Origin of the sequence: Flavobacterium pisciphilum, from assembly GCF_020905345.1 — a bacterium.
In the GTDB taxonomy this organism is placed as follows: Bacteria; Bacteroidota; Bacteroidia; order Flavobacteriales; family Flavobacteriaceae; genus Flavobacterium; species Flavobacterium pisciphilum.
Map to the genome: position 1 here is coordinate 2,432,434 of NZ_JAJJMO010000001.1, position 12,796 is coordinate 2,445,229.

At 32.4% G+C, this 12,796-nt stretch carries 9 protein-coding genes; 3 read left to right on the plus strand and 6 right to left on the minus strand.

Annotated elements, in window-relative coordinates; all coding sequences use genetic code 11:
• Window positions 1-38: 38 nt before the first annotated feature.
• Together LNQ49_RS10140 and LNQ49_RS10145 are read right to left on the minus strand one after the other, a co-directional pair.
• Window positions 39-2,726, minus strand: coding sequence for a carboxypeptidase-like regulatory domain-containing protein (locus LNQ49_RS10140; RefSeq protein WP_229988666.1), 2,688 nt, complete (start codon window positions 2,724-2,726; stop codon window positions 39-41).
• Between the two features lie 35 nt (window positions 2,727-2,761).
• Window positions 2,762-3,664 carry a GLPGLI family protein gene (locus tag LNQ49_RS10145; RefSeq protein WP_229988667.1) on the minus strand — a complete coding sequence of 301 codons (903 nt, stop codon included), beginning with the start codon at window positions 3,662-3,664 and terminating at the stop codon, window positions 2,762-2,764.
• A gap of 244 nt (window positions 3,665-3,908) precedes the next feature.
• Here LNQ49_RS10145 and LNQ49_RS10150 point away from each other — a divergent pair, with 244 nt between their 5' ends.
• The 3 genes from LNQ49_RS10150 to LNQ49_RS10160 all read left to right on the plus strand — a co-directional run bounded on the left by LNQ49_RS10150 (window position 3,909) and on the right by LNQ49_RS10160 (window position 5,997).
• Window positions 3,909-4,712: a hypothetical protein gene (locus tag LNQ49_RS10150; RefSeq protein ID WP_229988668.1), complete on the plus strand. Its 804-nt coding sequence runs from the start codon at window positions 3,909-3,911 to the stop codon at window positions 4,710-4,712.
• The gene (locus LNQ49_RS10155; RefSeq protein WP_229988671.1) at window positions 4,712-5,326 is read left to right on the plus strand and encodes a deoxynucleoside kinase; all 615 of its coding nucleotides are present in this window, start codon (window positions 4,712-4,714) and stop codon (window positions 5,324-5,326) included. Before LNQ49_RS10150 ends, LNQ49_RS10155 begins: the two co-directional genes overlap by 1 nt.
• 242 nt (window positions 5,327-5,568) lie before the next feature.
• Window positions 5,569-5,997, plus strand: coding sequence for an SRPBCC family protein (locus LNQ49_RS10160; RefSeq protein ID WP_229988672.1), 429 nt, complete (start codon window positions 5,569-5,571; stop codon window positions 5,995-5,997).
• Window positions 5,998-6,114: 117 nt separating this feature from the next.
• Here LNQ49_RS10160 and LNQ49_RS10165 read toward each other — a convergent pair whose 3' ends face one another.
• The 4 genes from LNQ49_RS10165 to LNQ49_RS10180 form a co-directional block, all read right to left on the minus strand.
• On the minus strand, window positions 6,115-8,670 hold the full coding sequence (locus tag LNQ49_RS10165) for a sodium-translocating pyrophosphatase (RefSeq protein WP_229988673.1): 2,556 nt from the start codon (window positions 8,668-8,670) through the stop codon (window positions 6,115-6,117).
• A gap of 111 nt (window positions 8,671-8,781) precedes the next feature.
• Entirely contained in the window at window positions 8,782-9,312 is a 531-nt protein-coding gene (locus LNQ49_RS10170; protein WP_229988674.1) for an inorganic diphosphatase, read from the minus strand.
• 110 nt (window positions 9,313-9,422) lie between these two features.
• Window positions 9,423-10,022, minus strand: a complete 600-nt coding sequence (locus tag LNQ49_RS10175; RefSeq protein WP_229988675.1) for a DNA-3-methyladenine glycosylase family protein — start codon at window positions 10,020-10,022, stop codon at window positions 9,423-9,425.
• A gap of 212 nt (window positions 10,023-10,234) precedes the next feature.
• Window positions 10,235-12,736 (minus strand): DUF5686 and carboxypeptidase-like regulatory domain-containing protein, encoded by a 2,502-nt coding sequence (locus LNQ49_RS10180; protein ID WP_229988676.1) that lies wholly within the window; start codon window positions 12,734-12,736, stop codon window positions 10,235-10,237.
• Window positions 12,737-12,796 lie beyond the last annotated feature (60 nt).

Sequence of the window (12,796 nt, forward strand, 5' to 3'; positions counted from 1 at the left end):
TTTTTAAAACTTAAAAAAATAAATTAACACATTTAAGACTACAAATTATACTTCATTGAAAATAGTATATATCGAGGCTGAACTGTGTACTGTGAAACTCTAGTAGAAAACTGTGAGAAGCTATCATCATTTAAATATTTTGTGTTTAACAAATTGGTTGCTGCTACTTTATATTCCCATTTACTATCCTTTTTTTGATAAACCAAACTGACATTTAAGAAATCATATTCATTATCTATGGATTTGTTTTTATTGTAATAATGATAGAACTCATAATCGGCTACAAAAGAAAAACTTTCTAAGAAATAGTAATCCAACTTAACAAAAGGCTTATCGGTATAGTATGTAGAACCACTATATTTATTCAGTAAGAAGGTATATCCAAATTCAAGATTAGGTAGGCTCTTATAATTTGTAGCAGCTTTTACTGTATAGTTTTGACTAAAGCTTTCGGTTGTTGAAGGCAAATCATTCTGAATATTATTAAACTTAAACCAGTTTACACTAGCACTTAACGAAGCTTTATAGTTCTTTAAAAACGACCGCCCATAACTTCCCATTCCTGAAAAGGTTTCATCGGCAAGATTAGAATTGTATGGCATCGAAGATTGATTTACACCCGTAAAATCAGAATTTGTTTTTACTGCATCAACTTTTTTAGTGTATGTTGCATTCGCAAAAATATTTTCAAAATTAAACATATTGTACTTAAAATAGCGCAAAGAATGTACTTGAGAAGTTGCATTCTCTAAAAACCTATTCCCTTGAAACAAATTACTATAATTGGATAAAACATAACCTGAAGCCAACTGATTGATATCAGTAAAATTATTAGTCAGTGAAAAATTATAGGTCAATGTTTCTGATTTTTTTATCTGATACAAAGCATATAAATCAGGCAAAACTCTAAAGAAGTTCTGTAAATAATCTGAACTCAACTGATTATTTTTCATTGCATAAGAATGTACGCTCACTCCTGGAGTAAAGGTAAATTTACCTGTCAAGATTTTATAATGCAACCCTAGGAATACATCATTAAAATTATATTTTACTTGATTGTTGTTTTCAACAGCATCTAAATTATTGGTTGTCCCATCATCCAGAATCTGAAAGATATGAGAATTAAAATTCTGAAATGAATAGGTATTTCCAATCGTTACATTAATATTACTCTTTGGTGTTACCATATAATAGTAATCAAATTTAGCATCTAACTTATTTGTTTTCACAAAACGATTCTGATTTAAATCATTCCTATCCTGACCTGAAATATACCCCGACAAGTCAAATGGCTGACTTTGTAAATTAGCATTGTAAAAAGGATTTTCATCCTGATATAAATACTGTGCCTCAAAAGCAAAAATATTTTTATCATTTTTTGTATAATACAAACTCAAGTTCTGATTAATCGAGATTGGGTCTTGTTTTTTGTTTGTAAATATATCCTCAGTAGTAGTTGTATTACCAACAATAGCCTCTCGCAACAAACTACTGTTCTCTTCTTGTTTAGACAATTTTGTTAAAATATCATAATCAAACTGAAATTTTGCATTTGGCTTGTAACTAGAACTTAATTTAAAAAGTCCTAAATTATTTTTTTGATGCGTTGACTCATCATTTTTTTGCTGATCTCCAGATTCAAGTATTGTCGTTTGCGATTTGGTTTCTAGGTCGGTCGTAGCCGAAGAAATAATTCCAAATCCACTTAAATTCCATGATTTGGTAACTGAATAGGTAAAATTTGTTGCTCCGAAATTTGTTTCTATTTCTTTTGCACGATTGTTACGTAAAAGCGAAATCCCAAGATCATTAGATGAAACATCAAAACTACTCCCTCCCTTTTGCATCATACTTCTAAACCCTCCAGTAAATTTAAAATAATCCTGAATTGTAAGAGGTAATTCGCCTACATTATTAAAATTCGTAATTACATTAATACTGTATTTAGGGCTGTAATAAAATATTTTCGGATTAATCACATATCGAGTGTCTAGCTCTCCAACTCCTATTCCAGCAGTCATATCTCCAAACCAAAAATTCTTCTTTCCTTTTTTTAATTTAATATTCATTGCAACATTATCCTGATCATTCCCCAATCCTTTTAGTGCTCCAACTTCATTATAATTTCTTAATACCTGTACCTTATCAATAGCATCAGCAGGAATATTCTTGACTCCTAATTTTGTATCTCCATCAAAAAAATCTTTTCCTTCTACCATTAACTTAGATACCTTTTTGCCTTCTACTTCTATTTCTCCATCGGCATTAACCTCAACTCCTGGCAGTTTCTTCAAGACATCTTCTAATTTTTTTTCAGTTCCAGATTTAAATGAATCTGCATTATAAACAATTGTATCTCCTTTAATAGATACTGGCATTTCACGTACAATCTCAACCCCTTCTAATTCTATTCCAAGATCCTCCATTATAATATTCTCAGAAATATTTTCTGTCTGAGTTGTAATTGATACCTCTTTTGATTTCATTCCGAGATAACTAATTTTTATACTATAAGATGAATTTTGTTTTAAGCTTAACTGAAATTTACCCTTATCATTGGTAATTCCATAGGAGTCCATTGCTTTAGTTGAATTGTTTATAGCCATAATATTAGCCATTTCTAGTGGCTGCTTTTTCCCATCCTGTATAAAACCATCGTATTTTATACTTTGAGAAAATGCCAAAGTTGTAACCAAAAGGGTTAAAAGAAAGAATGTATTTTTCATTATTATAATAACTGATTAAAAAACAATACCATTGACTAGCGAACTATTATGGTGGCTCCTCTGCTACCATTAGTGTTATTTCGATTCTGATTCATTTCCCCAAGCTCTTTCATTTTCTTAACAACAATTTCATCGTATGCTTTCTGAGAAATTATTTTTCCATTTGTCGGTGCTTTTATTGCAACTTTATCTTTAGCATTCATAACAATTTTGGAACACAAAATAACCGTTCTACCATCATTGATTTCTAATATTAAACCTGGTAGTCCCCAATAATTCTCAGGGCCTTGATTTATAGGAATCTCTGGCGTGTACCAAGCTGTTACTACTATCTCTTTAGGAGTTTCAAAACCATCCATAAAATTTGTCATTTTTTCATCCTTGCCTTTAGCCTCCTCTTTTTTAGCATTATCTTTCTTAGTATCTGAGTCTTTTGATCCAAAATTTCTATTGATCTTTTTAATTGCAGTAGCTTTATAACAAGTATAACCACCTATTAATTTGGTTTCCCCATCAAGCTTCCATTCGATTTTTGGCAACGAATCCGCTATTAAGAATTCTTTACCCATAAATTCTTTATCTACTGTGTATGATTTGTCTTTTACATTTTTATAAAAGGTTCCTCCTCCATCTCCACTTCCACCAATCATCGAAACTGAAATATCTCCTACTTTTCTTGGAGTATCCAGTTTTTTTTCTTCTTCATAAATTGATGCAACCTGATTAAAATTAAGTATGAAGGTTTTTTCAAGCATTTTTTTCATTTGCTCTTCAAAATTCTTTTGCATTTCGGGTGAAATATTTTTCCCATTTGACATTCCCTCAAATTTTTGAACTTGTGTTTTTGACTCATAAATTGCCATTCCCTGAAAATCTTTTTGTGCCTGTGCTTGATAAAATCCAAACATCATAATAAGCGTAGAAAATATTTTATTCATAATGATCTTATTTTAAATTGATTATATCTTATTTTTAAATTATTTAATTCAAATGTATCATCAATTTAAAAGTCAAAAAAAACTAATATATCAATTGCCTTAATTGATAGACCAATGCACTTTTAAATAAGATAATTACAAAAAATGCGTTCTATAAATTAGTTCAACCTACAAAGTAAATAGCAATTGAGATTTTTTGTAATTTGGTCTATTCAAAATTTGAGCTATTAAAACCAAAACAACAATGTATAAAAACTTGATACTTCTAATTCTTATTAGCTCATTTTCAGTAGCTTTTTCTCAGGATAAGAAAATCCAGATTTCTACAATAAACAACATCACCTTTGATGCTGATCAATTTTTAGGAATTGATTCTTTTGGTTTTGCCTATATAATAAAAGACAATCTTTTTGTAAAGACTAACGGCAAAGATGCATACGAGTATAAAAACATCTCTTTAGGAAAGATTACTAAAGTCGATTTAGAAAACCCACTTAAGGTTGTTTTATTTTATGAAGATTTCAATACTGTAATTTTGCTTGACAATCAATTTAATGAAACAAACAGGATTAATTTTTCTAAAAATATATCTCCAATTTTAGCTTCTGGAATTGGAATTGCTTCTCAAAACCAACTCTGGGTTTACAACACATTAAATCAACAAATTGGTCTCTATAATTATTTAAAAGATGAATACAAAACTGTTTCGACACCCCTTTCAGATAACATAAAATACTACCAAACAAATTTCAATGTCTTTTATTGGATTGACGAAAAAAACAATTTGTTTTCTTGTGATATCTTTGGGAAAATAGTTGCTTTAGGAAAAATCCCTAATTTTGATGACGTAACTATTCTTAACAATCATCAGTATCTTTTTAAGAAAGATAATTTGTTGTTTTTTAAAGATATCAACATGCCCGAAATGGACAATCTGATGCAAATCGAAATTTCAGAAAAAACGTTTGGGAATTTCTACTACAAAGACCAAATTTTATCTATTTTTACATTTAGAGGAATTACAAATTATAAAATCATAATACCGTAATGCACATAGCAATAGCAGGAAACATAGGCGCAGGAAAAACAACTCTAACCAAATTACTCGCTAAACATTTCAAGTGGGAACCCCATTTTGAAGATGTTGTTGACAATCCATATCTTGATGATTTTTACCATCAAATGGAACGTTGGTCATTTAATTTACAGATTTATTTCTTAAACAGCAGGTTCCGTCAAGTGCAACAAATTCGTGAAAGTGGTAAAAAAATTATTCAGGATAGAACCATTTACGAAGATGCTTATATTTTTGCTCCCAATTTGTACTCCATGGGATTAATGACAAGTCGTGATTTCCAAAATTATACATCGTTGTTTGAACTAATGGAATCATTAGTAAAACCACCTGATTTATTAATTTATCTAAGGAGTTCTATTCCTAATTTGGTAGGGCAAATACACAAACGTGGCCGTGAATACGAAAACTCGATTTCTATTGATTATTTAAGCCGCTTAAACGAACGTTATGAAGCTTGGGTACAGACTTACACTAAAGGGAAACTTTTAATAATTGATGTTGACAATATAAACTTTGTAGATAATCCAGAAGATTTAGGAGACATTATCAACAGAATTGATGCCGAATTAAACGGATTATTTTAGAATACACCTTATACCTATTATAAAAACTTAAACAGTAGTAAAACATTTTTGCTACTGTTTTTTTTTATTCATATAATACGATATCTCTGCAAAAATCTAATAAATAGGTATCTTTCAGAAATCATCCGATATACATTACCACATGACCCTTAGATAAATACACTTTCAAAAAAAGACATTTTTTGTTGGAGTGATAAAAAACTTGTTAACTTTATATTTATAAAATATAACCTATTTTGAAAATGGAAAAAATCGAGCATATTAATTACATCAAAGCTCCCATTGCAGATGTTTACAAAGTACTAACAACACAAGCAGGACTCGGTGCCGTTTGGACTGAGGAACTAACTGTTAAGCCTGAATTGGGTTTTGTCAATGAGTTTGGTTTTGGAGATAATGATATCACAAAAATGAAAGTGATGGAATTATCACCTAACAAAAGAATACTCTGGGAATGTATAGAATCAGATCCTGAATGGGTAAAAACAGGGATTTCATTCGACTTAAGCGAGAAAAACGGAGTAACATCTGTTGTTCTCAAACATTTTGATTGGCGTGAATTAACTGAATTTTACCAATGGTGCAATTACAATTGGGCTATGTTCTTATTAAGTCTGAAGAGTTACTGCGAAGATGGTCAAGGAACTCCTTATCAAAAACGAAAATTCTAGTACTTACATTCAAATGGATTGTATACTTAACTCTTATCATAAAAAAATGCCTCTAGATTAAGAGGCATTTTTTGTTTTTAAATGTTTTTCAAAGTCTAGACCTTTGGGAATATTGTTTTATTTCAAAGCGTCAATTTGAGCATTTACTTCTGCTTCTGTACCTTTAAATACCTTTCTATCAACTTTTCCACTTACAGTAGTTATAACTGTCCCGACAACCTGACCATTTATGTTTACAATTTCAACACGAACTCCATCTGTTTTGGTATATTTTGTTGTATCAAAACAATCGGTTCTTTTATGAAGGTATTTCCCGTTTGCATCATAATTAGCTAAACATTTTGCTGTCTCTTCTGGGCTACATCCTTTTTCCTTACACATTTGTGCACATTCTTCTCTTGTCATAGTCGCCATTTTTGAACTATCACATTTTGAGTGTCCTCCATGCATTTCTGTTTTTGCACAGCAAGAACCTCCTTCATTCATTCCTGAAGCAGCATGCCCATCTCCTAATATTGGGGCAATTACCAATCCTATCAAACAAGTTAGTTTTATCAAAATATTCATTGATGGTCCCGATGTATCTTTAAACGGATCTCCAACTGTATCTCCCGTTACCGCCGCTTTGTGTGCATCCGAGCCTTTATAGGTCATTTCTCCATTAATAAGCACTCCTGCCTCAAAAGATTTTTTGGCATTATCCCAAGCTCCTCCAGCATTATTTTGGAAAACTGCCCAAAGAACTCCCGAAACGGTAACTCCTGCCATATAACCTCCCAGCATTTCGGCGATTAGTTGATTGTTACTTCCGTAAACCAATTTCCCTAAAAGTACAATTGCAATAGGAAAGCCTATTGTTAAGATTCCAGGTAACATCATTTCACGTAAAGCTGCTTTAGTAGAAATATCTACACATTTTGCATATTCTGGTTTTCCTGTTCCTTCCATTATTCCAGGAATTTCTCTAAACTGGCGACGTACTTCATAAACCATATCCATTGCTGCTTTTCCTACTGAATTCATAGCTAAAGCTGAGAAAACTACAGGAATCATTCCTCCCACAAAAAGCATTGCCAAAACTGGTGCTTTAAAAATATTAATTCCATCAATTCCAGTAAAAGTTACATAGGCTGCAAACAACGCTAATGAGGTTAATGCTGCCGAAGCAATTGCAAATCCTTTTCCTGTAGCAGCAGTAGTATTTCCTACTGAATCTAATATATCTGTTCTAGTACGTACTTCTTTTGGTAATTCGCTCATTTCAGCGATTCCTCCTGCATTATCCGATATTGGTCCAAAAGCATCAATTGCCAATTGCATTGCTGTTGTTGCCATCATTGCCGATGCTGCTAATGCTACTCCATAAAATCCTGCCAACGCATAAGATGCCCAAATTGCAGCAGCAAATAAAAGCACAGTAGGAAATGTAGAAATCATTCCTGTTGCCAATCCTGCAATTACATTTGTTCCAGCACCTGTACTTGATTTTTGTACAATTGCTAATACTGGTTTTGTTCCCAATCCTGTATAATATTCTGTAACCGAAGAAATTGCTCCTCCTACAATTAACCCAACAATCGTAGCATAAAATACTCTTATTGAAGAGATATCTCTAGAACCTTCTCCAAAGAAACTCATCGTCATAGTCTCTGGAAGCATATATTTTACTAAGAAGTAACAAGCTATTGCTGTTAAAACAATCGAAACCCAGTTTCCTATATTCAATGCTTTTTGCACTTGTGCTTCCTTTGCATTATCATCAGATATCTTCACCAATGTTGTTCCTATAATAGAGAATAAAATCCCGAAACCTGCAATTGCCATTGGCAACAAAATTGGACCTATACCTCCAAAAGCATCCTGAATGTTTCCACCCATATCTTTTATCACATAATTACCAAGAACCATTGCGGCCAAAACTGTTGCCACATACGATCCGAATAAATCGGCTCCCATTCCTGCAACGTCTCCAACATTGTCTCCAACATTATCTGCAATTGTAGCTGGATTACGCGGGTCATCTTCTGGAATTCCAGCTTCTACTTTACCAACTAAATCGGCACCTACATCGGCAGCTTTGGTATAAATACCTCCTCCAACTCTTGCAAACAGTGCTATTGATTCAGCTCCTAAAGAAAACCCTGCTAATGTTTCAAGAACCTTAGTCATATCTTCAGATGAAGTCCAAACTCCATTCATGAATACTTGAAAAAATACTATAAAAAAACCGGTTAACCCTAAAACAGCTAATCCGGCAACTCCTAATCCCATAACGGTTCCACCGCCGAAAGATACTTTTAATGCTTGTGGCAAACTAGTTCTTGCGGCTTGTGTAGTTCTAACATTTGTTTTGGTTGCTATTTTCATCCCCATATTTCCAGCTAATGCTGAAAAAAATGCTCCAAAAATAAAAGCTACAACAATTAATATATGTGTGGTGGGTACTATAAATGAAATTCCCGCTAAAGCAATACTTGCTCCTATTACAAAAAATGTGAGCAATCGATATTCAGCTTTCAAGAAAGCCAATGCTCCTTCATAAATGTGGTCTGAAATGGCCTTCATCTTGCCATCACCAGCGTCTTGTTTTAACACCCAAGTCCTTTTTATTGCCATGAAAAGTAATCCTATAATTGCCATAACAATTGGCAAGTAAATCATAAATGCATTCATAATTTTTAATGGTATTTTGGTTAATATTAATACTGTAACAAAACGAATTTAAACAAAAAAGCAATACTCTTAACAGAGTATTGCTTTTTTTATAAAATATATAGGGTTAAATTATTTAATACTAAATAATCCCTCTGGTTTGTTTTCGATATCGTCAAAACGTTTTGTGCATTCTGCAATAATAGCAAACGCTTCTGTTACGTCTCCCCATCCACCAACATCTACTTTCTTGTTTTCCAAATCTTTATAAACTTGGAAGAAATGCTCAATTTCTTTAAGTAAGTGGGCATTAATATCAGAAAGGTCTTCTAATGAATTCCAAATTGGATCAGAAACTGGTACACAAATAATTTTCTCATCTGGTCCTTTGTCATCTGCCATATGGAAAACACCAATTGGTTTTACTTCCATAACACATCCAGGAAAAGTTGGCTCATTTACCAAAACCAATACATCTAATGGATCACCATCAAGAGCTAAAGTTTCAGGAATAAATCCGTAATCGGCTGGGTACATCATTGAAGAGAATAACATTCTATCGAAACGCATTCTTTTAATATCAAAATCGTACTCGTATTTATTTCTGCTTCCTCTTGGTATTTCGATTAAAACATCGAAAGTTGTTAGTTTGTCTGCGGTCATTTTTATTGTTTATTATTTTTCTTAATTTCGATTGCAAAAGTAGTTAAAGTATCCCTTTTTACAATAAAAAAATACTGTTATATCATCATTAAGTTTTAATAAACAAGCAATTAATAGGTAATTGTTCTTTTTCGTTTCTTTAAATAATAATGCCAAAGCAAATATGTAGCATAAGAACGATATGGACTCCATTGTGAGGTATGAATTTCCATCTCTTCTTTGTCATGAATATCAAGTAATTCTTTGATTGTATTTACTACTGCAATATCCCCAAGTGGAATTAAATCGGGCTCTTGAAGACAAAACATTAGATAAATATCGATAGTCCAATTTCCGATTCCTTTTAGTTTTATGAGTTCCTCCCGAACTTCTTTGGCTGATTTTGTTGCCAAGCTCTCAATATTAATTTCATTATTTAATATTGCTGAAGCCAATACTTTAATGTAAGCTGTTTTTTGTCGGCTTACGCCCAATGCACGAAACTCTTCATCTGACAAATTTGCCAATGTAGCGGGTACACAAATTGTATGTGCTTTGATTTTTAAAAATGTAGCTTTGGCTGAATCTATAGATACTTGCTGTTCCAGAATAAGCAACACCAATGTTTCAAAACCTTGTGGTCGTTTTGGGATTGGAGGCAATCCATATTCTTGGATGATTGCCTGAAAAATTGGACTCTTCTTTGAAAGATAATCGATTGCTTCTTGCATAATCTGAATTTAGCCCTGATAGAAGTGGCATCCTTTATGTTTCTTTTTAACATAAAGATATAACGGATAGCAGGATTGGCTCCTAAAAATAAACAAATTTATTGATTTATCGAAATAACAAATACTGTGTTTTTATTTCAGGCAAAAGACGCCAAGTTGCTAAATTAAGCGACTTGGCGTCTTTGTATATTCTATTATCTTTAATTTATTTACTAGAAGTAGAATCCGAAAGATCCTTTTACTGCAAATTTGCTAGCATCGGGTGCGTTTAAATAACTACCTCTCCAAGAGAAATCAATACGGAATACTTTAAAGATATTTCCAATTCCTGCACTGTACTCCCAATATATGTTTTCGGGTGCAACATATTCTAATCCCGAAGCATTAATGGCTCTATTGGCATCAGATATGGTTCCGTAAACTGCCTTAGCTCCAATAATTTCTCTCCAATTGAGTTTTCGCATAAATGGGATTCGGGCAAAAAGTCGTCCTCCAAAATTATGATCCCATTGTAGAGTTGTATATTGATCGGTTACAAACTCATAGAAATTTAAATTACTAAATGTATTTTCGATTGTAAAATAAGTTTGATTTCCAGGAATCACACTCATTAACCCTAACGGTATTGTTCCGAATGTTTTTCCTGTTTCTAAAATAAGATTCGTGCGTCCAAGAGGCCCAATAATTATAGGTTGCTTATAATACAACTGAACTTTTTCGTATTTGAAATCACTGCCCAATACTCCTTTAAATCCATGACTATAATTAATAAAGAATCTACTAAACGGACTATCTACATTATTTCTTTCGACACCAAAACCGATTGTTTTACGATTTGGAGTGTATTCTATCTGGATATTTGCTTCTGATTGTTTTACTCCATTTGCTATAACTCCCCCAGGATTTGTTACTGAAGGCATAGTTGTATAATAATCTAAACTAAACGTATTCGAAGCAGATTCTAACGTACGGTATGATAATCCTACTTGAAATGTTAGGTTCTTGATTGGTTCTATTTCGGCAGCGACATTGGTTAAATTAATATTCGTTAATTTCCCATTACTTCCTGTTGTAAATAAAGCCGATGAAGCAAAGCTTCGCCCTAAGACATCATTGGTTGTTGTTAAACTAGCTCCTATTTGTTCCACATCTCTCCTATTTCCTCCCGAGATAATAAGACGATTCTTTTTATCGACCATCCATTTCCCTGAAAGTCCGTATTTAAATTTATTATCATCAAAACCATAAGCGGTGTAGGCTTGTAAACGCCATGGATCATTTGGACCAAAATACGTTCTTCCTCCAACTCGCACACGAAGGCCTTCGACTTCATTATATCCAAATGTTGAGAATATAGGTCCGTAGTCAAATTTCGGAAACTCTATATAACCACTACCCAGTATTGAAACCAAACTATAGAGTTGTTTAAATCTCTTGACTGTTTGCAAGGTATCAAGCATTTTATAAACTCCTTGTTCGTCTTTGGTCAGTTTTTCGAAACGATTCTCTTCCCAGTATTCATCCGGTCTATTATATACTTCGTTATCTATATAGTTAACTTCTTCTTTATAAAAAGCAGTTGGTTTTGGTATATTAAACTTATGATCTCTGTAAGATGAAGTTCTCTTTCCATACACTCCTTTAGAGTTTTCTTTTTTGTTTAAAGCAAAATCCGACATCATATAATCCCTCGTAAGAAGGAAAATAGAATCACTTACAACGTCAAATTCTTGCTCAATATAAATATCTTTTACCCAGTTAATATTAGCACTTTTTGTAACTGCCATATTAATTTTCTTGATCGCAAATGTGGTATCATTTACCCAAAAATCTCCTTTAAAAGTCAATTCGTTTTTACGTCTCGGATAAAAGACAATATTATAACACCATTTATTATCTATAAATGTACTGTCTTTTAGAACATAGTTATACACATCAATCCCCGTTGTAGACAATGGACTTGTAAAACTTTTATCGAAAAAGGTAAGGTGATTATCATAAATATTATAATCGGAATACAGATCTTTTACAAAAGCTAATATTTGCTGATTATTATTAAATCCAGAGGTTTTACTTCCTTTTATAATCTCTTTTACTTTCTTTATATTATTATCTCCATATACATCATACAAAGATTCATTTATAAAAATAGGCAAATATGTTTTTCCTGTAACCCTAGAAGTATCTACTTGCTTAAAGATGAACTCCATTCCTTTAAAAATTTTGTTCTTCATAAAAGCACTATCAATGGTATTCATATCGAATTCCACTTTTTCGTACTTCTCCATCTGGTATTGTTTAAACTGGTACAATCCATTTTTACGTTTTCTTTCCCAGATTTTTCTAAGAATATCCAACGCTGGATTATTTTTTTTCGAAGTCTTACCAGTATAAATTACTACCTCGTTTAAACTTTCGGCTTCGTTCAAAACAACTTTAAAATTGTAGTTAACTGCTTTTTCTAGTGTAATTTCTTTTTCCGAAAAGCCTGCCGAAGCAACAACGATAGTAGTATAAGTATTTGGCGATTCTAAATAAAAACGCCCGTCCTCATTGGAAACGATTCCAATATTGGTTCCTTTAAAAACTACGTTTGCAAACGGAATTGGCTGATTGGATTTATCTAAGACGATTCCACTCACTTTTGTTTGTGCAAAAATGCCATTCACAAATGCGAATATAAAAAACAGGCTGAGTATAATTATTCTTTTCATAATCCAAAAAAAAACTTCATCAATTAAGAAAATGATGAAGTTTTATTAGTATTGTTAATT